This is a genomic window from Amycolatopsis sp. NPDC028719, from assembly GCF_055565395.1.
Map to the genome: position 1 here is coordinate 335,075 of NZ_JBVHUL010000001.1, position 21,174 is coordinate 356,248.

At 71.3% G+C, this 21,174-nt stretch carries 19 protein-coding genes; 8 read left to right on the top strand and 11 right to left on the bottom strand.

Translation table 11 applies throughout. The features are described 5' to 3' along the window. Nucleotides 1-45 precede the first annotated feature (45 nt). The 3 genes from ACZ4TR_RS01590 to ACZ4TR_RS01600 all read left to right on the top strand — a co-directional run bounded on the left by ACZ4TR_RS01590 (nt 46) and on the right by ACZ4TR_RS01600 (nt 4,537). Entirely contained in the window at nt 46-2,115 is a 2,070-nt protein-coding gene (locus ACZ4TR_RS01590; protein ID WP_465285308.1) for a PhoX family protein, read from the top strand. Nucleotides 2,116-2,201: 86 nt separating this feature from the next. Next, complete coding sequence (locus ACZ4TR_RS01595; protein ID WP_465285309.1) at nt 2,202-3,803, top strand: DUF7850 domain-containing protein; 1,602 nt, start codon at nt 2,202-2,204, stop codon at nt 3,801-3,803. Nucleotides 3,804-3,859: 56 nt separating this feature from the next. After that, nucleotides 3,860-4,537, top strand: coding sequence for an SDR family oxidoreductase (locus tag ACZ4TR_RS01600; protein ID WP_465285310.1), 678 nt, complete (start codon nt 3,860-3,862; stop codon nt 4,535-4,537). On the opposite strand, the gene ACZ4TR_RS01605 is transcribed toward ACZ4TR_RS01600, so the two are convergent. Genes ACZ4TR_RS01605 through ACZ4TR_RS01615 form a run of 3 tightly spaced genes read right to left on the bottom strand, consistent with a single transcriptional unit; the run spans nt 4,534 to nt 8,299 of the window. Then, the gene (locus ACZ4TR_RS01605) at nt 4,534-5,841 is read right to left on the bottom strand and encodes an amidohydrolase family protein (RefSeq protein ID WP_465285311.1); all 1,308 of its coding nucleotides are present in this window, start codon (nt 5,839-5,841) and stop codon (nt 4,534-4,536) included. The genes ACZ4TR_RS01600 and ACZ4TR_RS01605 overlap by 4 nt on opposite strands. A 23-nt stretch (nt 5,842-5,864) precedes the next feature. Next, nucleotides 5,865-6,515, bottom strand: a complete 651-nt coding sequence (locus ACZ4TR_RS01610; protein WP_364510191.1) for a response regulator transcription factor — start codon at nt 6,513-6,515, stop codon at nt 5,865-5,867. Beyond that, a complete protein-coding gene (locus ACZ4TR_RS01615) occupies nt 6,512-8,299 on the bottom strand; it encodes a sensor histidine kinase (RefSeq protein WP_465285312.1) in 1,788 nt (595 codons plus the stop codon). Before ACZ4TR_RS01615 ends, ACZ4TR_RS01610 begins: the two co-directional genes overlap by 4 nt. 211 nt (nt 8,300-8,510) lie before the next feature. Here ACZ4TR_RS01615 and ACZ4TR_RS01620 point away from each other — a divergent pair, with 211 nt between their 5' ends. After that, nucleotides 8,511-9,212, top strand: coding sequence for an ABC transporter ATP-binding protein (locus ACZ4TR_RS01620; RefSeq protein ID WP_155548218.1), 702 nt, complete (start codon nt 8,511-8,513; stop codon nt 9,210-9,212). Then, nucleotides 9,209-11,461 (top strand): FtsX-like permease family protein, encoded by a 2,253-nt coding sequence (locus ACZ4TR_RS01625; protein WP_465285313.1) that lies wholly within the window; start codon nt 9,209-9,211, stop codon nt 11,459-11,461. Before ACZ4TR_RS01620 ends, ACZ4TR_RS01625 begins: the two co-directional genes overlap by 4 nt. A gap of 99 nt (nt 11,462-11,560) precedes the next feature. On the opposite strand, the gene trmB is transcribed toward ACZ4TR_RS01625, so the two are convergent. From trmB to ACZ4TR_RS01655, 6 genes are all read right to left on the bottom strand, one after another. Then, a complete protein-coding gene (gene trmB, locus ACZ4TR_RS01630) occupies nt 11,561-12,256 on the bottom strand; it encodes a tRNA (guanosine(46)-N7)-methyltransferase TrmB (RefSeq protein WP_465285314.1) in 696 nt (231 codons plus the stop codon). Between the two features lie 61 nt (nt 12,257-12,317). Next, the gene (locus ACZ4TR_RS01635) at nt 12,318-12,869 is read right to left on the bottom strand and encodes a hypothetical protein (protein ID WP_364510799.1); all 552 of its coding nucleotides are present in this window, start codon (nt 12,867-12,869) and stop codon (nt 12,318-12,320) included. A gap of 177 nt (nt 12,870-13,046) precedes the next feature. Then, the gene (locus ACZ4TR_RS01640; protein ID WP_465285315.1) at nt 13,047-13,802 is read right to left on the bottom strand and encodes a hypothetical protein; all 756 of its coding nucleotides are present in this window, start codon (nt 13,800-13,802) and stop codon (nt 13,047-13,049) included. Next, nucleotides 13,799-14,716, bottom strand: a complete 918-nt coding sequence (locus ACZ4TR_RS01645) for an ABC transporter ATP-binding protein (protein ID WP_465285316.1) — start codon at nt 14,714-14,716, stop codon at nt 13,799-13,801. The genes ACZ4TR_RS01640 and ACZ4TR_RS01645 overlap by 4 nt, the downstream gene beginning before the upstream one ends. Before the next feature lie 83 nt (nt 14,717-14,799). Next, on the bottom strand, nt 14,800-15,549 hold the full coding sequence (locus ACZ4TR_RS01650) for an ABC transporter permease (protein WP_364510209.1): 750 nt from the start codon (nt 15,547-15,549) through the stop codon (nt 14,800-14,802). Between the two features lie 17 nt (nt 15,550-15,566). Then, complete coding sequence (locus tag ACZ4TR_RS01655) at nt 15,567-16,505, bottom strand: ABC transporter ATP-binding protein (protein WP_364510211.1); 939 nt, start codon at nt 16,503-16,505, stop codon at nt 15,567-15,569. Between the two features lie 197 nt (nt 16,506-16,702). Here ACZ4TR_RS01655 and ACZ4TR_RS01660 point away from each other — a divergent pair, with 197 nt between their 5' ends. The 3 genes from ACZ4TR_RS01660 to ACZ4TR_RS01670 all read left to right on the top strand — a co-directional run bounded on the left by ACZ4TR_RS01660 (nt 16,703) and on the right by ACZ4TR_RS01670 (nt 19,277). Continuing rightward, nucleotides 16,703-17,290 (top strand): TetR/AcrR family transcriptional regulator, encoded by a 588-nt coding sequence (locus ACZ4TR_RS01660; RefSeq protein ID WP_465285317.1) that lies wholly within the window; start codon nt 16,703-16,705, stop codon nt 17,288-17,290. Continuing rightward, nucleotides 17,287-18,198 (top strand): SDR family NAD(P)-dependent oxidoreductase, encoded by a 912-nt coding sequence (locus ACZ4TR_RS01665; RefSeq protein ID WP_465285318.1) that lies wholly within the window; start codon nt 17,287-17,289, stop codon nt 18,196-18,198. The genes ACZ4TR_RS01660 and ACZ4TR_RS01665 overlap by 4 nt, the downstream gene beginning before the upstream one ends. Nucleotides 18,199-18,428: 230 nt before the next feature. Next, nucleotides 18,429-19,277 carry an endonuclease domain-containing protein gene (locus tag ACZ4TR_RS01670; RefSeq protein ID WP_465285319.1) on the top strand — a complete coding sequence of 283 codons (849 nt, stop codon included), beginning with the start codon at nt 18,429-18,431 and terminating at the stop codon, nt 19,275-19,277. 35 nt (nt 19,278-19,312) lie between these two features. Here the strand turns inward: ACZ4TR_RS01670 and ACZ4TR_RS01675 are convergent, their stop codons facing one another. Both ACZ4TR_RS01675 and ACZ4TR_RS01680 read right to left on the bottom strand, forming a co-directional pair. Next, nucleotides 19,313-19,969 carry a response regulator transcription factor gene (locus ACZ4TR_RS01675; RefSeq protein WP_364510222.1) on the bottom strand — a complete coding sequence of 219 codons (657 nt, stop codon included), beginning with the start codon at nt 19,967-19,969 and terminating at the stop codon, nt 19,313-19,315. After that, nucleotides 19,966-21,132 (bottom strand): sensor histidine kinase, encoded by a 1,167-nt coding sequence (locus ACZ4TR_RS01680; RefSeq protein WP_465286261.1) that lies wholly within the window; start codon nt 21,130-21,132, stop codon nt 19,966-19,968. Before ACZ4TR_RS01680 ends, ACZ4TR_RS01675 begins: the two co-directional genes overlap by 4 nt. Nucleotides 21,133-21,174 lie beyond the last annotated feature (42 nt).

Here is a 21,174-nt window from a genome sequence, read left to right on the forward strand (position 1 = left end):
GGCTTACGGTCGGTTCGTTCCCGAACTCCCCACCATGGAGGCCTCGTGCCCGACCGTCTGCTCCCGCTCCTCCCCGTCCACCCCGGCGGCCGCTCCCCGGTCACCTGCGAATACCGCTGCGGCAACGCCTGTGCCCACCCCGAGCCGAACGAGTCGGGCAACGAGTACTTCGGCGACGTCGTGAAGGACATCTCCCGCCGCGGGGCCTTCAAGGCCGGCGCCGTGATGGCCGCCGCGGCGGGCGGGTTCGCCGCCCTGTCGGGAACGGCGGCCGCCGCGCCCGCGCCGCAGCAACAGCAGCACCCGCACCCACGGCCGGTGCCCGGCACCGACTTCGACCCGGTCCCGCCGAACAAGCTCGACGCCGTCACCATCCCCGACGGCTACGCGCAGAACGTCGTCATCCGCTGGGGCGACCCGGTGGTCCCGGGTGCGCCGAAGTTCGACTTCACCCAGCAGACCGCGGCCGGGCAGGCGAAGCAGTTCGGCTACAACAACGACTTCGTCGGCCTGATCCCGCAGGACCCGCTGGGCCTGACGAACCTGCTCGTCGTCAACCACGAGTACACCGCCGAGGTGCACCTGTTCCCGGCCGACCAGTACGACCCGGCCAACCCGACCGAGGAGCAGGTGAAGATCGCCTGGGCCGCGCACGGCCTCTCGGTGCTGCTGACCCGCCGCGACCCGATCCACGGCGGGCTCGAGGTCGTCCCCAGCCGGTACGGCCGCCGGATCACGCTCGACACGATCTTCGAGGTGCGCGGCCCGGCCGCCGGCTCGAAGTACCTGAAGACGTCGGCCGACCCGTCCGGGCGCAAGGTCCGCGGCACGCAGAACAACTGCTCCGGCGGCGTGACGCCGTGGGGCACGGTGCTTTCCGGCGAAGAGAACATCCACCAGTACTTCGCCAACTCCGAGAAGGTGACCGATCCGGTCGAGGCCGCGCGGCTGAAGCGGTACGCCATCGGCACCGGCACGAGCACCCGCAAGTGGGAGCGGTTCGACAAGCGCTGGGACGTCGCGCAGGAGCCGAACGAGCCGAACCGGTTCGGCTGGATCGTCGAAATCGACCCGAACGACCCGACGTCGACACCCGTCAAGCACACCGCGCTCGGCCGCCTCAAGCACGAGGGCGCGAACATCAAGATCACCGCCGATGGCCGCGTCGCCGCCTACACCGGGGACGACGAGCGGTTCGAGTACATCTACAAGTTCGTCTCGAAGGGCAAGTACAAGCCGGGCAAGAGCGCGCACGCGCGGCGGCACAACTCGGCGCTGCTCGACGAGGGCACGTTGTACGTCGCCCGCTTCACCGGCGACAGCCCGGGCGAGATCGACGGCACCGGCAAGCTCCCCGCCGACGGCGAGTTCGACGGCGCGGGCGAGTGGCTTCCCCTGGCCAGCGGCACCAAGTCCTTTGTGGACGGAATGACCGCGGAGGAGGTCTACGTCTTCACGCGGCAGGCCGCCGACAAGGTCGCCGCCACGAAGATGGACCGTCCCGAGGACATCGAGCCGAACCCGGTCAACGGCCGGATCTACGCGGCGCTGACCAACAACTCCGACCGCGGCGCGGCGGGCAAGGCCGGCGTCGACGAGGTGAACCCGCGCGTGGCCAACAAGAACGGGCAGATCCTGGAGCTGGAGGAGGCCCGCGGCGACGCGGCGTCGACGAGGTTCTCCTGGCGGCTCCTGCTCGTCTGCGGTGACCCGGCCGCGGCCGACACCTACTACGGCGGCTTCGACAAGACCCGGGTCAGCCCGATCTCCTGTCCGGACAACGTCACCTTCGACCGGCACGGCAACCTCTGGATCTCCACCGACGGCAACGCGCTCGGCGCGAACGACGGCCTCTTCTCGGTGCCGGTGACCGGGCCGGAACGCGGCCACGTCAAGCAGTTCCTCTCCGTGCCGGTCGGCGCCGAGACGTGCGGCCCGAACGTCACCGACCACGTGGTGCTCGTCGCGGTGCAGCACCCGGGGGAGAACGCGGCGAGCTCGGCGAACCCGGCGTCGCACTGGCCCGACGGCGGCACCTCGCAGCCGCGGCCGTCGCTCGTCTCGGTGTGGAAGAAGGGCCGCTTCGGACGACCCGGCCGCATCGGCGAACGCTGAGACTCCGGTCCCGCACCGGCGAGGTTCACTCTTAAGTGGACGGCTCTCGGCCGGTGCGGGCCCGGGCGCCGCGCCATAGTCGAGGCATGGTCCGTTCGGCGCGCGTGGTGGCAGTGACGGTCTTGGCGCTCTCGGGGGCGGTGGTGCCCTCGGCGACCGCGGACCCGGCGCCGGCGTGCGGCGGGATCGCGGCGAACCCGAGCGTCGAGGAGACGGCGCGCAACGGCGCCCCGGACAGCTACGTCTTCACCCCGGCGGCGCCGGTCCCGCCCGGCACTCCGGCCGGCAAGGCGCCGAAGCTGCTCACCGAGCAGGCCTTCGCCGTCGACGGGCAGCGGTCGGCGGTGATCCAGACACCGGACGGCAAGGCCAGCACCGCGTATTCGACCGAGAAGTTCGTCCCCGGCGGCGTGTACACGCTCAGCGTGTCGACCGGCTCGTACGTACCGGCTGCGGGGCCGGCGACGGGCCTGCGCTTCTTCGACGTGAACGGCGCCCAAGTGCAGGAGACCAAGCTGGTCGCCGACCACGACGCCGACGACGGCCGGCTGGTGAAGCAGGACTTCGCGGCGGCGACCGCCCCGGCGAAGGCGGCGGCGGTGAAGTTCTTCGCCACGACGAGCGCCGGACGGCTGCGCTGGGACTGCGTCGGCCTGCAGCTCGCGGCGTACTCGGTGAAGAAGGAAGTGCAGAACCCGGCGAACGGCGCGTGGGGCACGTTCGCGACGGTCACCGCGGGCGAGGCCGCGCACTACCGCGTCACCGTGACGAACGAGGGCACGGAAGACCTCACCGGGATCACGGTGCTGGACCCGTGGTGCAGCGGGAAGTTCGAGCCGTTCGCGCTGGCCGGCGGCGCGGCCAAGCAGCTGACCTGCGACCACCCGGACCTGACGGTGGCCGACAGCGGGCACGTCAACACGGCGAAGGTGACGGGCGTGCGGTACCCGGGCGGCACGCTGGGCGACAAGACGGCGTCGGCGACGATCACCGTCCTGCCGCCGCCGGCGATCGCGAAGCTCGGCGACTTCGTGTGGAACGACCGCAACCGCGACGGGATCCAGGACCCGGACGAGCCGGGCGTCGCGGGGGTGAAGGTGACGCTGAAGGACGGCGCGGGCGGCACGGTGGGCACCGCCACCACCGACGACAAGGGCAAGTACGGCTTCGAGAAGCTGAAGGACGGCACTTACCAGGTGTGTTTCGCCGTCCCGGCGGACTTCACGGTGACCCGCGAGGACGCGGCCGCCGACGACCGCGACTCCGACGCGGACCCGGACGGCTGCACGGCCCCGCGCACCCTGGGCGGCTCGGCCCGCGAGGACTTCACAGTGGACCTGGGCCTGGCCCCGCCGACCAACCGGATCGGCGACTACGCCTGGGTGGATACCGACGGCAACGGCCTGCAGGACCCCGGCGAGCCGGGCCTGGCGGGAGTGAAGGCGACGTTGGCGAACGGCACGAGCGTCGTGACCGGCCCGGACGGCGCGTATGCCTTCACCGGCCTGGAGGACGGCAGTTACCAGGTCTGTTTCACCGCGGAGGGCCACAAGCCGGCGAACAAGGACGCGGGCGACGACGCGAAGGACTCGGACCCGGACCCGGCGACGGGCTGCGCGGACCCGCGGCAGCTCGGTCCGGGCAAGCGCGACGACCAAACGGTGGACGCGGGCTTCGCCCCCGCCTAGCGGAAGCGGTTCCACCGGCGCCGGGCGCGCCGCCGCCCGGTCGTTACGGTGGGGGCATGACGGATCTTCCCCTCGCCCTCGTCACCGGTGCCTCGCGCGGCATCGGCGCGGCGGTCGCGCACCAGCTGGCCCCGACCCACCGCCTCCTCCTCGGCGGCCGGGACGCGACTGCCCTGGCCGCGCTGGCGAAGGAGCTCCCGGGCGCGAAGGCGTGGCCGGTCGAGCTGACCAACCCCGCGTCGCTCGCCGAGGCCGTGGCGGACATCGCCTCGCTGGACGTCCTGGTCCACTCGGCCGGCGTCGCGCGCCTGGGCCGGGTCGAGGACGCGTCCGCCGAGGCGTGGCGGGACAACTTCGAGGTCAACACCCTGGCGGTGGTCGAGCTGACCCGCCTGCTGCTCCCGGCCCTGCGCGCCGCCCGCGGCCACGTGGTCGTGATCAACTCCGGCGCGGGCCTGAACGCCCGCCCGGGCTGGTCCCCGTACGCGGCGAGCAAGTTCGCCGTCCGCGCGTTCGCCGACGCCCTGCGTGAGGAGGAGCCCGAGATCCGCGTGACGTCGGTCTACCCCGGCCGCACGGACACGGAGATGCAGCAGGAGATCTTCAAGGGCGAGGGCCGCGACTACGACACATCGCACCTGCTGAAGGCGGACTCGGTGGCGACCGCGGTGGTGACGGCGGTGTCAGCCACCCCGGACGCCCACCCGACAGAGGTCGTCCTCCGCCCCCGCTAGGCGCGCAGGCGGGCGGCCGTCTCGGCCACTCCGGCCTGCACCTTCGCCCGGTCCACCCGCAGCGACTCCCCATCGGCCACGACCTGCTCGCCCGCGACCCACACGTCCCGGACCCGCCGAGACCCCGCCGCCCAGACAAGGTTCGACAGCAGCTGCACGTCCGGAACGTCCACACCACACGCGAACGCCGGGTCGTCCAGGTCGATGTGCACCAGATCAGCCCACCGGCCGGGCTCGAGCGCCCCGATGTCGTCACGGCCCAACGCCGCTGCCCCGCCCCGGGTCGCCAGCAGGAACACGTCCGAAGCCGTCAGCACCGTCGAATCGCCGGTCGCCAGCCGGGCGAACATCGCCGCCAGCTGGAGCTCCTCCCACAGGTCGATGTCGTCGTTGGACGCCGGGCCGTCCGTGCCGAGACCGACCGCGACCCCCGCCGCCCGCAGGTCCGCGACACGCGCGATGCCCGAAGCCAGCTTGGCGTTCGAACCCGGGCAGTGCGCCATGCCGACGCCGTACTGAGCGAACAGCGCGATATCCGCATCCGACAGGTGGATCGCGTGCGCCGCCAGCACCCGGCCGTCGAGCATGCCCAACTCACGAAGCAGCGCCGGCACCGAACCGTGCGCGGCGCGGACCGCCGTGTCTTCGGCAGCCGCCTCGGCGATGTGGATCTGCACCAGCGCACCGCGCGAAGCCGCCGACTCCGCCGTCGCGCGCAGCCCCTCTTCGGAGAGCATGTACGCCGAGTGCGGGCCGTACCCCAGCTCGATGCGGTCGCCCGGGCCGAAGCGGAGGCCGTCCGTGTCGATCCAGCGCTCGATCGCCGTCAGCTGCGCACGCCAGTCGAGACCCGGCAGCTCCATCACCGGCGGCGCGACCAGCACCCGGCCGCCCGTCGTGAGGACCGCGTCGACCAGCTGCTCGCCTTCGAAGTACATCTCGGCGCTGGTCGTGACGCCGTGGCGCAGCATCTCGACCGAGCCCAGCAGCATGCCGGTGCGGACGTCCTCCGGCCGCAGCTTGGCTTCGGCCGGCCAGATGATCTCGTTGAGCCAGGGCAGCAGCGGCAGGTCGCCGCCCATGCCGCGCAGCAGCGTCATCGGGCTGTGCGCGTGCGTGTTGACCAGGCCGGGCAGCAGGATGCCGGTCAGGGTGGTGACCGGTGCGGCGGACTCGGGGGCGGTGGCCGCCGGTCCGCAGTGGGAAATGCGCCCATCGCTGTCCACATCGACGACCGCGTCACGCAGGAGCGAACAAGACGCGTCGGCGGGGAGAACGACAGGGGCGTGGAAACGGCGTTGCATCTCTGGATACTACGCACCCTCGATTACGACACGACTCCACTCCGCCACGCCCAGGCGGCGATTTCCACGCGGTTGCGCGCACCGATCTTGCCCTGCACCGACGCGAGGTGCGTCTTCACCGTGGACAGCGACAGGAACAGCTCCGCGCCGATCTCGGTGTTCGTCAGCCCGCGCGCCGCCGCCTGGACGACGTCCATCTCCCGCGCGGTCAGCGGCTCGGACGGCGGCACCGCCTGCGACCGGGCCGTGCCGCCGTCGAAGTGCTTGAGCAGCCGGATGGTGATCTGCGGCGAGACCAGCGCGTCGCCGCGGTCGGCCGCGCGGACGGCTTCGATCAGCAACGCCGGGCCCGCGTCCTTCAGCAGGAAGCCGTGCGCGCCGTTGCGCAACGCCGTGTGCACGTACTCGTCGAGGTCGAACGTCGTGACCACGACGACTTTCAGCGGGTCGCTCACGTCCGGTCCGGCCAGCTGGCGCGTGACCTCCAGCCCGTCGAGGCCGGGCATGCGGATGTCGAGCAGGCAGACGTCCGGGCGCAGCTCGCGGGCCTTCGACACCGCCGAGACGCCGTCGGCGACATCGGCGACGACCTCGATGTCCTCCTGCGCGTCCAGGATCATGCGGAACCCCATCCGCACCATCTCCTGGTCGTCGGCGATCAGTACCCGGATCACTCGTCCCCTTCCCCGGCGGCCAGCGGCAGCCACGCTTCGACCCGCCAGCCACCGTCCGGGCCGCGCCCGGCCGACAGCCGTCCTTTGAGCAGTGCGACGCGCTCGCGCATCCCGACCAGACCGTAGCCGCCCGAGCCCCCGGCCGGCCGTCGCGCGGTCTCGTGCCCGTTGTCCGTCACCCGCAGGTGCAGCTCGTCACCGTTCACTTCGGCCAAGACGAACGCTTCGGTCGCGTCCGAGGCGTGCTTGCCGACGTTCGTCAGCGACTCCTGGACCAGCCGCAGCGCCGAGCGGCCGACCTCGTGCGGCAGGTCCGGCGGCAGGTCCAGGTGCATCGACGTCGGCACGCCGTGGTTGGCGCTCCCGACCAGCTTCCGCAGGTCGGCGCCGAGGTCCGTGGTGGCCTGCTCGCTGAACTCGCTGGTCCCGGCCGGCGCGTCACCGCGCATCGAGCGGACCAGCCGCCGCATCGCCGCGAGCGCCTCGACGCCGGCGTTCTCGATCCGGCCCATCGCCTCGACCGCGATCTGCGGGTTCTGCTCGGCCATCATCCGCGCGGCCTGGGCCTGCACGACGATGCCGGTGACGTGGTGGGCGACGACGTCGTGCAGTTCGCGGGCCAGCGCCATCCGCTCGGCGGTCTGCGCGTCGGCCACCGCCGACTGGACGACCGTGGTGCGCTCGGAGTCCCGCGACCGCAGCATCAGGCCGACGGCGATCGAGATGCCGAGCAGCAGTGCCGCGGCGAAGGCCAGGATCGACAGCTGCTGGGGATCGGTCTCCAGGCCCTCGGGCCGGTCCGAGTTGAGGATCGCGGCGAGCGCGACGACCGCCGACAGCAGGCCGATCCGCGGCCACGACTGGCTCAGCCCGCGGGCGCGGGTCAGGTTGACGATCACGCCCATCGCGGCGATGACCTGCACGAACGGCACCCCGCCCGGCATCGGGTAGTCGTAGCGCAGGTGCAGGAACGGCGTCACGACCGCGGACACCAGCAGGATCCCGCCGATGCCGAGGAGCGCGTCCGCCGGCCGCCGCGGCGACAGCACGGCGATGACGGCCGCGACGAGCGAGCAGAACAGGATCGGGAACCCGCGGGCGTTGCTCGAATACGTGTAGCCGAACTCGAACAGCAGCGCGAACCCGAGCAGGCCGATCAGCGGCCACTGGCCCATGGCCAGCTCGTTCACCCGCTGCAGCTTCCGCGTCCGCGGATCGGCCTTCGGGCTGCGGTCCCGGAGCGTGATGGCCGGCACCACCGCTCCGGCGAGCAGCAGCAGGCCGAACACCAGCGCCTGGGTGGCCGTGCCGCCGTCGATGTCGCCGACGCCGCGGTACCGGCCGAAGACCGCGACGAGGCACCCGACGACCAGGACGCCGACCACGCAGAACGCCACGCCCGCCCGGGCCCGGCGCGCCACGAAGTAGACCATCAGCACACCGGCCACGACCTCGGTGATGGTCACCTTCGGCAGCACGCTGGAGTAGGGCGGGATGCGGAACGCGTGGATGAAGAGCGTGGAGAACACGAGCACGCCGGCCCCGGTCACGCCGGCGACCGCGGCCCGCTTCTGGGCCCACACCGCGCACGCCGTCATCGCGAACAGGCCGGGGAGCAGGCCGAAGTCGACGAACTTCGGGCCGTGGTCGTCGAGGGCCGCCTGCGTCGTGAAGACGATGTCGAAGAGCAGGGCCGCGAACAGGACGGCCGAGGGCACACCGATGCGCCGCACCAGGGCGGCGGTGCGTGCGTAGAGCTTGTTCGGCGGGGGCGCGGCGGTCACAACGTGACGTTAGAGGATCCGGCCGCGTTCGCACCTTGGCCGAGTGGCCCGCGCTCCCTCGGCCGATCGGCCGATGCGCCGCGGCGCGTGACTGGCCGTCTGCCCGAAGTGGACACCCCCCGCTCTCCGCGAAGCTCATCGCTGTCACCAATCCGGCCGGCTGATTGGTGACAAAGGGCAGAGCAGGATCCGAACCGACAGGGAGAACCTCGTGGACCCGAACACTCCACAGTGGACGAACGGCCCGGTGCTGTCCGGCCGCGGGCTGGTGAAGCGCTACGGCGCGCAGTACGCCCTGGCCGGCATCGACATCGACATCCAGCCGGGCGACGCCGTCGCCATCGTCGGGCCGTCCGGCTCCGGCAAGACGTCGCTGCTGCACGTCCTCGCCGGGATCCTCCGCGCCGACGACGGGCAGATCCTCCTGGCCGGGCAGCGGATCGACCACCTCGGCGAGAAGAAGCGCAGCGAGCTGCGCCGCACCGAGTTCGGGTTCGTCTTCCAGTCGGGGATGCTGGTCGCCGAGCTGTCGGCCGAAGAGAACGTCGCGCTGCCTTCGCTGCTGGCCGGGCTCGGCCGCAAGGAGGCCATCGACGCCGGCCGCCTGTGGCTTTCGCGCCTCGGCCTGGCCGGCAAGGAGCGCCGCCGCCCGGGCGAGCTGTCCGGCGGCGAAGCCCAGCGCGTCGCGATCGCGCGGGCGCTGACCCACCGGCCGAAGGTGATCTTCGCCGACGAGCCGACCGGCGCGCTCGACACGCGCACCGGCCGCGACACGATGGACGCCCTGCTCGGCGCCGCCCACGAGACGGGCGCCGCGGTGCTCGTGGTGACCCACGACCGCGAGCTGGCCGAGTCGATGCCGAAGACCGTCGCGATCCGCGACGGCCTGATCGCGACGAGGCAGGCGGCGTGAACTCGCTCCAGATCGCCCTGCGGGTGCTGAAGGTCGACCGGCGGACCCGGACGTCGGCGATCCTCACCGCGATCGGGGTGGCCGTCGCGACCGGGCTGGTGCTGCTGCTGGCGACGCTGCCGTTCGCCACGCAGCACCGCGAGCAGCGCGCCCTCTGGCAGGGCGAACACCACTCCGGCTACCAGCTCGACGGCCCGCGGAAGATCCTCTTCAACTCCGCCAAGGACTACTTCGACGGGCAGGAGATCGTGCGCGTCGACGTCGCGCTGACCGGCGGCACCACGCCGGGATCCATCGCGCTGCCGCCGGGGGTGCCGCAGCTGCCGGGGCCGGGCGAGACCGTCGTGTCGCCGGCGCTCGGGCGCCTGCTGCAGGCGCACCCGGCCGACCAGCTCGGCGACCGGTTCGGCAAGCCCGTCGGCGCGCTCGGCGAGGACGGCCTCCGCTTCCCGGAGCAGCTCGTCGCGCTCGTCGGGCACACGCCGGACGCGATGCCGGAGAACTCCTACCCGATCGAGGCGCTGCCCGGCGGGAAGGCGAGCGCGGACGGCCTGCTGACGTTGCTGTCCTGGGTCGGGATCATCGTGCTGCTGGTGCCGAGCCTGGTGCTGGTCGCGTCGTCGGCGCGGCTGACCGCGGCCCGGCGCGAGCGGCGGCTCGCCGCGATCCGGCTGGCCGGCGCGACGCCCGGCCAGGTCACGAACATGGTGGCCGCCGAGACGACGTTGTCCGCGGGCGTCGGCGCCGTGCTCGGCCTGCTGATCAGCCCGGCGCTGCACGGCCTCGCGTCGTTCGTGCCGTGGGCCGGCGGCACCTGGCTGGCGTCCGACTTCGCGCTGCCGGTCGGCCTGACGGTGTTCATCGTCGTGGCCATCCCGGTGCTCGTGGTGCTGGCCGGCATCCTCGGCCTGCGCCGCGTGCTCAAGAACCCGCTCTTCGCGACCGGCGGCCACACGAAGAAGCCGTTGCACTGGTGGCGGCTGCTGGCGCTGCCCGCGGCCGGGCTGTTCTTCCTCGTCGCGGTGACGACGGCGAAGGACTCCGGCGGCATCACGATGGTCATGGCGGGGCTGTTCCTGCTGGTCGGCTCGGCGGCGATCGTCGGGCCGTGGGTGACGTCGGCGGTGGGCGGCACGTTCGTCCGGATCTGGCGACGGCCGTCCTCGCTGCTCGCCGGACGCCGTTTGCGTGACGACCCGAAGAGCGCCTACCGCGCGTCCGCCGGGATCGTGCTCGCGGTGTTCGCCGGGTCGATGGCGCTGACGCTGCTGCCGACGTTCGAGTCGATGGCCGGCGGCGGGCGGTCCTTCCAGGACTCCGTGCTCTACGTCGACACCGACGCCCAGCATGCGGGCAGGATCGTCGACCAGGCCAACGCGTCCCTGCAGAAGTACGGCCAGCCCGAGAAGGCGGTCGCCGTCGGCGAGATCTACCTCGCCAAGGGCGACGGCCGGAACCGCTCGCTCCAGCGCGGCCTGGTCATGAGCTGTGCGGACGCGGTCAAGCTGACCCGGTTCGGCATCACGCCGGAGATGTGCGCCGCCGGCGGCCCGGCGATCTACGGCGACTCGGCGCTCGACCTGGCGCAGTACAAGCTCACCGGCGACTACGACGCGCCGGGCGCGGCCCCGAAGTCGGGCACGCGGGTGGAAGCCGTCCACTTTCCGGACCCCGACCTCTCGGGCTCGCTCGTCATCGACCCGGCCGCGCTGCCCGAAGGCGTCACGCCGAAGTACGTCACCGTGGTCGCGCCGACCACCGACGCGAACCGCGAGGTCGTCCGGACGGCGCTGGCCGGCCCGGCCGCCGGCGCGGAGGTCGGCAGCCGCGACCAGTACCTGTTCAACCAGCAGACCGAGCTCGGCGACCTGCGCCGCGTCACGGTGATCGGGCTGGTCGCGGCGGGGATCCTGGCCGGCTGCAGTGCCGCGGTCGCGACCGCGGGGTCGGTGATGGACCGCCGCCGGACGTTCGGGGCGCTGATGGCCGCCGGCACGCCGGTGCGGGTGCTGGCGAGGGCGTTGCGGATGGAGGCCGCGCTGCCCGCGCTGGTCGCCACCATCGGCGCGGGAATCGTCGGGGTACTGGTCGGTGTTGGGCTGTACAGCATGGTCGACCCAGGCGGCATCGTGCTGAGTCCGTGGCTCCTGGCGCCGGTGGTGCTCGGGGTCGGCGTGGCCCTGCTCGGCGCGTCGGTCTGCACGCCCGCTCTCAAGCGGGTGCAGGCGGAGCCGCTGGCCGAGGAATAGGACGTTCGCCCCTCTGTCGGGGGAGGGGCGAGCACCGGGGGTAGTGAGCTGAAGGGGACCTTCTCCGCGGGGATCCGGGGAGGGTCCCCTTCAGCGTCTCTAACGCTTCTCGAAGATCAGGTCGTGCGAGACGCGGCCTTCGACGTCGGCGCGCTGCTCGAACTTCGTCACCGGCCGCCACTCCGGCCGCGGCGCCCAGCCGTCGTACCGGTTCTTCAGGGCGGGTTCCGCGGAACAGACCTCCAGCATCTGCTCGGCGTAGTTCTCCCAGTCGGTCGCCAGGTGGAAGGTGCCGCCGGGCGCGAGCCGCGACGCCACGAGCGCGGCGAACGACGGCGACACGATCCGCCGCTTGTGGTGCTTCTTCTTCGGCCACGGGTCCGGGAAGAACAACCGGACACCGTGCAGCGAGTCCGGCTCGACGTGTTCGGTCAGCAGCACGACGGCGTCGCCGTGCAGCAGCCGCAGGTTCTCGACGCCCAGCTTTTCGGCGCGCAGCATCAGCTGCCCGAGGCCGGGCTCGTAGACCTCGACCGCGACGTAGTTCAGCTCCGGTGCCGCGGCGGCGAGCTGTGACGTCGTCTCGCCCATGCCGGAGCCGATCTCGACCAGCACCGGCGCCTCACGGCCGAACCACGCGGCGAAGTCCAGCTTCCCGTCGGGCAGCTCGCCGACGGTGCGGCCGAGTTTCGGCCACAGCTCGTCCCATGCTCGTTGCTGCCCGACGGTCATCCGGCCGCCGCGCTTCACGTAGCTGACGACACTGCGCAGCCGGGGCTGGTCCTCGTTTTCCACCCATGGAATGTAGCTGGGCGCGCGGCGCCGCCGTTGAGGGTGGTGGCGGGGTGTGGAGGGATCAACGAACTGCTTCGAGCTCCCCGAGACGAGACCGCAGCCCGGCGAGCCCGGCGATCGCGATCGGGTCCGGCGTCGGCCCGCTGTGCGCCGGGAGGACGTCGATCCAGCCGGGGTGCCGGTCGGTGTTCAGCACCGTCGTGGGAATCGCGTGTCCCGATTTCCCGCGTTCGGACGGGATGAACTCCCAGTAGCCGGATTCGCCGTCCGCGGCCCACGGGACGAATTCCCACCCCGGGCGCCTGCCGAGCAGTTGCGCGATGCGGTCCTCGACGCGGAAACCCTGTTCCCGGGAATCGAGGGTGCCGTCGGCAACCGCCCGCAGCCACCACGGCGCGGGCACCTGTCCCGCCATCCCGGCCGAGGCGCGGAACAGGGCCAGGACGCTGTCTTCGGGCGCGCGGTGCACCCACGCCCGGCGGAGTTCGGCCGGCGTCGTCGCCGCCATGGCGGTCTGCGGGAGATCGATCGCCCGCGACCACTCGAGGTCCAGCATGGGTTCGAGCCGGGGTACGTCGTCTTCGACGCGAGCTCGGGGAATGGTGCCACCCAATTCTTGCCCGGTGTCCACCGTCAAGATTCACCTCCAGGGGGAGTTCAGACGGTTCCGGTGCGCTCTCTTACGAATATTGCCTGGTCATAGCATTATGTCCGGTGCCTGTGAGAGAAGCCACAGCCTCTTCATCTTTTGTTAACACGAAATCTTGCGGTAATGAGAGCGCGATCACGCTCAGGCGTCGCGCCGGGCCGTGACGAGCACCCCGGCCACGAACAGGGCAACGCAGATCGCCGCGAAGTAACCGAGGTAGCCCCACGGGCCGAACGGGGCCGGCGGCAGCTGCAGCGGACCCGTGCCGAACCCGCCGGCGCCGACGAACTGGTCGGCCGCGTGGAACGGCATCCACTGGTAGATGTGCTTGCCGGCGCCGGGGATGAAGATCACCACGCCTTCCAGCACCTGCGTCCACACGAGCACCACCGTCAGCGCGAAGGCGATGCTGCGCAGCAGCAGGGCGACGCCGACGCCGGCCACCGCGGCGAGCAGGAAGACCAGGCTCTGCCCGACCACCGAGCGCCACTCCGCGCCCGAATGCAGCGCGAGGTCGGCGTCCGGCGCCACCAGCGTCGCCAGGCCCCACGAGCCGAAGCCGACGAGCAGCCCGAGCCCGGCGCCGACCACGCCGACGACGGCGACCTTCGCCAGCAGCGCGGGCACCCGGCTCGGCACGGCCTGGAACGTCAGCCGCATCGTGCCCCAGTTGAACTCCGACGCCGTCGCGAGGATCGCGAGGACCACCAGCACGGTCCGGCCGTTGCCGCTGGCGAGCTGGGTGTTGCCGACCGTCGGCGGGATCTCCGGCCCGGCCAGCGCGAAGAACAGCGCGGTGAAGCCGAGCGGCGCGGCGAAGGCGAGGGCCAGGCACCACCACGGCGCCCGGGTGCTGAAGAGCTTGATGCGCTCGGCGCGCAGCAGGTTGGTGATCATCGGGCGCCTTCCGGCGAAGACACAGTGGGGAATTCGACGGCCTCGCGGGTGAGGTCGAGGTAGGCCTGCTCCAGGGAGCCGGTGAGCGGGCTCAGCTCGTGCAGCGTCGCTCCCGCGTCGAAGGCGAGCTGCCCGATCCGGTCACTGTCCATTCCGGACACCACGAACGCGCCGCCGTCTTCGGTGAACTCCGCCTGCCCGGTCAGCGCGGCACGCAGCTCGTCGGCGTGCGGGGTGCGCACGCGCACGCCGTGCTGGCTCGTCTGCGCGACGAAGTCGTCCATCGTGCCCTGGTAGATGAGCCTGCCGCGGCCGATCACGACCAGGTCCTGGGCGGTCTGCGCCATCTCGGGCAGCAGGTGGCTGGAGACGAAGACGGTCCGGCCCTCGGCGGCCAGCGCGTGCAGCAGCCGGCGGATCCAGGCCATGCCCTCGGGGTCGAGGCCGTTCACCGGCTCGTCGAACAGGAGCACGCGGGGGTCGCCGAGCAGGGTGCAGGCGATGCCGAGCCGCTGGAGCATGCCGAGCGAGTACTGCCCGGCGCGGCGTCCCTCGGCGCTGGTCAGCCCGACCAGGGCGAGCACCTCGTCGACGCGCTTCTCGGGCAGCCGGTTGGTCGCGGCCAGCCAGCGCAGGTGGTCGCGCCCGCTGCGGCCGGGGTGGCGCCAGGTGGCGTCCAGCATCGCGCCGACCGTCCGGAGTGGATCTTTCAGCTGCCGGTACGGGACGCCGTCGACGAGGACCGTGCCCGCGTCGGGCTTGTCGAGGTCGAGGACGAGGCGCATGGTCGTGGACTTGCCGGCGCCGTTGGGGCCGAGGAAGCCGGTGACGCGCCCCGACCGCGCGGTGAACGTCAGCTCGTTGACCGCGGTGGTGGCCCCGTACCGCTTGGTCAGTGCGTTCGCTTCGATCACCTGAGGAGACTACCGAGAAACGGGAACCCGGGTCGCCCCCCGACAGCGCGACCCGGATTCCCGTTTCTCTCCCCTTATCCCCCTTATGCGTCCCGCTTCTTCGCAACCCCGAGTGCGACGAGCAGGAACACGATCGCGATGCCGGCGAAGTACGCCAGCGCCCAGCCCGGGCTCAGCGGCGAGTCCGACGGCGGGGGGCCGTCGACGACCGCCGAGCCGCGCAGGAACTTGTTCGCCACGTTGAACGGCAGCCACTCGTGGATGTGGGCACCGACCTTCGGGATCAGCTGCACCAGCTCCTCTACGGCCAAGTAGTAGATGAGCAGCAGGGCGATCGCACCGGCGCTGTGCCGGATGAGGATCCCGAGCGCGACGGCGAGCACGGCGCTGAGGGCGAACACCGGGCCGAGGCCCGCGACGTTCATCCAGTCCTGCGCGGTGTGCAGGCCGAGGTCGTCGTTCGGCCGCATGAGCATGCCGAGGCCCAGCGCGCCGAACGCGGCGATCTCGCCGATGACCAGCGCCACGAGCGCGACGACGATCGCCTTGGCGACCAGCGCCGGCGAGCGGTGCGGCACGGCCTGGAACGTGGTGCGGATGGTGTTGAAGCGGTATTCGGTGGTCACCGCGAGCGCGGCGAGCACCATGACGACGGCGATGCCGAACTGGGAGCCGCCGAACTGGGTGGCCGGCAGCGTGAGCTGCGCGTCGGCCGGCGTCGCGCCGGCGATGATGGCGGCGAAGCCGATGGTCAGGGCCAGGGTGATGAGCGCGCACCACCACGGCGAGCGGGTGCTGAACAGCTTGATGCGTTCTACCGCGAGCAGGTTCATGATCTTGGGTTCCCCGGTTACTTGGCGGACTCGAGCACGTGCTGCGCCTCGGCGTCGAGACCGGTGTGGTACTCGACGGAGTCGCCGGTGATCTGCATGAAGGCCTGCTCGAGCGAGCCGGTCTGCGGGCTCAGCTCGTGCAGCACGATCCGGTTGGACGCGGCGATCTCGCCGATCTTGTCGCTGTCCATCCCGGACACCACGAGCGCGTTCGCCTCCTCGACGACCCCGGCGCTGGCGCGCTGCAAGGCGTCGCGCAGCTCGGCCAGCTGCGGCGAGCGCACCTTGACGGTGTTCTCCGCGGCGCGGGAGACGAAGTCCTCGGTGGAGGACTGCGAGATCAGCTCCCCGCGGCCGATCACCACGAGGTTGCTCGCGGTCAGCGCCATTTCCGAAAGCAGGTGGCTCGACACGAAGACGGTGCGGCCTTCCTCGGCCAGCCGGTGCATGAACTTCCGGATCCAGAGGATGCCCTCCGGGTCCAGGCCGTTGACCGGCTCGTCGAACAGGAGCACCTCGGGGTCGCCGAGCAGGGCGGCCGCGATGCCGAGCCGCTGCGACATGCCGAGCGAGAACCCGCCGGCGCGCTTGCCCGCGACGTTGGTCAGGCCGACGGTGTCGAGCACCTCGTCGACGCGGCTCACCGGGATGCGGTTGGACTTCGCCATCCACTGCAGGTGGGCGCGCGCCGAGCGGTTGGGGTGGACCCACTTCGCGTCGAGCAGCGCGCCGACCGTGCGCAGCGGTTCCTTGAGCTGGTGGTACTTCTTGCCCCCGATGGTGACCTGACCGCCCGTGGGGTTGTCCAGGCCCAGGATCATGCGCATGGTGGTGGACTTGCCCGCCCCGTTCGGGCCGAGGAAGCCGGTGACCTGACCCGCGGCCACGGAGAACGACAGGTTGTTCACCGCCAGTGTCTTTCCGTACCGCTTGGTGAGGCCGGTTGCCTCGATCATGACTGCTCCTCTTCCGCCCCTCGCTTACGACGCGTTCATCGTCGCGGGTCGGGGGCGGTTCGCGCGTCACCCTGCAGGCCTAACCGGCCCCCCTACCTGAGTAGTACCTTGCTGGCTCTTCGGCCGATGCGCGATGGGTGATGACCCTGACCCGACCCTGATTCGCGGTCATTAATGAACTGTGGTTCAATAATGGCGTGGCGCGGCCGAGGAGCATCACCGACGAACGGCTGCTGAGTGCGGCGGAGACCGTGATCGGCCGCTGTGGTCCCGGTTTCACGCTCGCGCAGGTGGCTTCGGAGGCGGGCGCCTCGGTCGGCACGGTCGCGCAGCGGTTCGGCTCGAAGAGCGGCCTGCTGCAGGAGATGAGCCGGCGGGCCACACGGCGGGCGGTCGAGCACATGCGGGCGTGCGCCGAGCAGGCGCGCGACCCGGTCGACGGCCTGCGCGACGCGGCGGTGTCGGTCTACGCGGTGCTGGGCGACGCCGAAGAGGCGGCGAACCACCTGGGTCAGCTCGGCGTGGACATCGGCGACCCGGTGCTGCGGTCGCTGCTGGGCGAGCACTTCACGGCGGTCGAAGAAGAACTGCGGCGGCTGGTGCGGGCGGCGTCGTCGTCGTTGCCGCACGCGCCGAGCGTGCCGCGGGCGGCCCGTGCGGTGCTCGGGGTCATCAACGGGGTGTCGATCGACTGGTCGATCCGGCCGCACGGGCGGCTGGCCGACCGGCTGGCGGAGGACGTCGACGCGGTGCTTTCCGCGTGGCGGGGACGGGAGGATTCATGAGCTTGAAGGGAAAGGTCGCGGTCGTCACGGGGGCGACCCGGGGCTGCGGACGGGCGATCGCGGTGGAGCTGGGCCGCGCGGGCGCGACGGTGTACGTCACCGGCCGCACCACGCGCGAATCGGCGTCACCGCTGAAGCGCCCGGAGACGATCGAAGAGACGGGCGAACTGGTGGAAGCGGCGGGCGGCCGCGCGGTCGTCGTCCGCTGCGACTTCACGTCGGTGTCCGATGTGGACGCGTTGAAGGCACGCATCGAGTCCGAAGTGGACGGAATCGACATCCTGGTCGACGACGTCTGGGGCGGTGACATGTACTTCCACTTCGACGCGCCGTTCTGGGAGACGCCGTTGGAAGACGCGCTCAACCTGACGCACAACGCGCTCGACACGCACCTGATCGCGTTGCACAAGCTGCTGCCGCTGGTGGTGGCCCGCCGCGGCCTGGTCCTGGAGGTGACCGACGGCGACAACGACGACTACGTCGGCGCGGGTCTCCCCTACTACCTGGCGAAGTGCGGCATCCGCGCGCTCGGCCGGGCGCTGGGCGTGGAGCTGAAGAAGAACGACTGCGTCGGCCTCGCGGTGACGCCGGGCTTCCTGCGGTCGGAGTCGATGCTGGACCACTTCGAGGTCACCGAGGAAAACTGGCGCGACGCGGTGGGCAAGCTGGCCCCGGTCGACTTCAAGATCTCCGAGACGCCATACCTGCTGGCCCGCGGCGTGGCGGCCCTGGCCCAAGACGCCGAGGTGTCCCGCTTCGCCGGCCAGACCCTGGCGTCCTGGACCTTGATGAAGGAGTACGACTACACGGACATCGACGGCGACCGCCCGGACTTCGGCCGCTGGCTGACAGAAGTCCGCCACGCGGGCAAGGACCCAGCAACAACCCCACCAACCAACTACCGCTAGCCCCAAACCGCCACTTTCTCTATGAAAGTGGCGGGTCGGGGCCCCAAGACGGCACTTTCCCTAGGAAAGATGCGAGGTTGTGGAGGGATTTCGGGGGATGTGGACAACTCAGCCGTAGTTGATCTTCGGTAGCGCTGTTCGTCGGTGGTGTGACGCAGATTTGACGGGTGGTTCGCCTTCGCAGTAGAGACCTGGTCGACTTCGCCGATCCCTTCGTCGGGAGCCGGGCAGTGGCCGAAGACGTGTTGACGTTGTGCGACTTGCGGTCTCCGTCGTTCACCCGCTTGTTCCGGAACGTCTACATCGCCTCGACGACTGAAGTCACGCACTCGGTGCGGTGCAGGGCTGCTGCTCTGCTCGCACCGAGTTACGCCGTTCTGACCGGGTGCTCGGCTGCGGCCATCTCGGGCCTTGAGCTGGTCGGTCCGCAGGACCTGGTCGAATTCGTCGTGCCCGAGAACCTGCAGTTCGACCGGCAGGCCGGACTGCACATCCGGCGGACCAGCCGGGTGATCGACAGCGAGCCGTGGGGTGACATCCAGCTCGCCACGCCTCTGCGGCTCGCGTTGGACGTTGCCACGAACACCAGGCTTCATCGTTCGCTTCCCCGGACCGTCGGCTACCTCGACGCCTTTCTCAGCAGCGGGCTGGTGGACCTGGCTGAGCTGCATCGTTATCTCAGACCGCGTCGCGACAACGGAATGGTGCGAGCCAGGAAAGCGGTCGCGCTGGCGAATGCGCGCGCGGAGAGCGTGCCCGAGTCCGAGCTGCGGGTGTGGCTCACCGTCGCCGGGCTCAAGCCCGAGGTCCAAGTCGACGTCGTCACGGCGTCAGGTGGTTTCCTCGGCCGTCTTGACCTGGCATTCCCCGCGCAGAAGCTGGCTGTCGAGTACGACGGCGAGTGGCATCTCGACGGGATCCAGCCGCGCCTCGACGCGCAGCGCCGCGCCGCGATCGAGGCCGAGGGATGGCGCTTCGTGATCGTCACCAAGGCTGACTTGTACGGTGATCCGAAGCGAGTGGTCGCGGCCGTCCAGGCGTCACTTTCTCTAGGAAAGATGCGTCCGGGCGGCCTCTGAGCGCATCTTTCCTAGAGAAAGTGCGGCTTGAGAACTCAGGCGAGGCCGGGGCGGGCGAGGCCGGTTTCGTAGGCCAGCACCACGGCCTGCACCCGGTCCCGCAGCTCCAGCTTCGCCAGGATCCGCCCGACGTGCGTCTTCACCGTCGCTTCGGAGAGGAACAGCGACTCCGCGATCTCCAGGTTCGACATGCCCTTCGCGATCAGCACGAGCACCTCACGCTCGCGGTCGGTGAGCACGTCCAGCTCCGCGGTGTCCCGCATCGGCGCACCGCCGGTGCCGACGAAGCGGTCGAGCAGCCGGCGCGTCACCGACGGCGAAACCACCGCGTCGCCCGACGCGACCGCTCGCAGCGCCGACACCAGGTGGCCGGGCTGGGTGTCCTTGAGCAGGAACCCGCTCGCCCCGCCCTGCAACGCCGAATAGACGTACTCGTCGAGGTCGAACGTCGTCATCACGAGCACGCGCGCGGTGCCGGCGGCGACGATCCGCTTGGTCGCCTCGACGCCGTCGAGCACCGGCATCCGGACGTCCATCAGGACGACGTCCGGCCGCAGTCGCGAAGCCAGTTCGATCGCCTGCGCGCCGTCGCCGGCCTCGCCGACGACGTCGATGTCGGCCTGCGCGCCCAGCACCATCCGGAACCCGACGCGCATCAGTTCCTGGTCGTCGACGACCACGACACGGATCACTTGTCCAACCTAACCGGCAGCGCCGCGCGGACCTGCCACCCACCACCCGGAGCCGGACCCACGTCCAGGGTCCCGCCGTACACGTGCGCGCGCTCGCGCATGCCGATCAAGCCGTTGCCGCCCGGGAGGCGCTGCGGAGAACCGGCCAGCTGCGGGACGCGGCCCGCGCCGTCGTCGGACACCAGTACCTCCACCAGGTCGCCGGTGCGGTGCACCCGCACCGCCGCGGTCGCGCCGCGGCCGGCGTGCTTGAGCGTGTTGGTCAGCGACTCCTGGACGATCCGGTAGATCCCCAGCGAGACGCCGGCGGGCAGGTCGCCGAGGTCGTCGGTCTCCAGCTCCACCGGTACCCCGGACGTGCGCATCCGGTCGGCCAGCTCGGCGAGGGCGTGCGCGTCCGGCTGCGGGACGCGGGGCTCGCCGTCGGCGTCGTCGCTGCGGAGCACGTCGAGCAGGCGCCGCAGCTCGCCGAGCGCGCCGCGGCCCGTTTCGGAAATCGTTTGCACGGCCCGTTGCGCGAGCTCGGGGTCGCTCTGGATCGCGTACGACGCGCCGTCGGCCTGCACCACCATGACGCTCACCGCGTGCGCGACGACGTCGTGCAGCTCGCGCGCGATCCGCCCGCGCTCCTCGGCCACCGCGATCCGGGTGGCCTGGTCCCGTTCGGTTTCGAGCAGGTGCAACCTGGCCTCCACTTCCACGTCGTAGGCGCGCCGGGCGCCGACGAACTCGCCGAGCGTCCAGCACAGGGCGATGCCGAACGCGAGGAACAGGATCGTGATGACGAGCTCGTCGTCCGGCGGCTCCAGCGCCAGCTGCACGGCCGAGGAGACGATGACCGCGCCGACGAAGACCATGCCCTGCCGGCGCCCGGCGTAGACGACGACCGAGTAGATGCTCATCGCCAGCCCGGCGGCGCTGCCGATGCCGAGCATCAGCGTCGCGTGCACGGTGCTGACGACCAGCACGACGTAGGCCGACCACAGCGGCGACTTCCGCCGGAACACCAGCGGCGCGACCATCGCGATGTTGATCGGCACGGCCACGTACCAGGGCGGCAGCTCCGGCAGCTCGGTGAACTGGTCGGCGACGAACAGCAGCAGGTCGACGAGGCCGAGCAGGACGGCCAGCACCGTGTCGCCCGCCATGGGGTGGGCACGCATCCAGAGGCTCAGCCGTCGCACCACACAACACTAGGTCGCGGG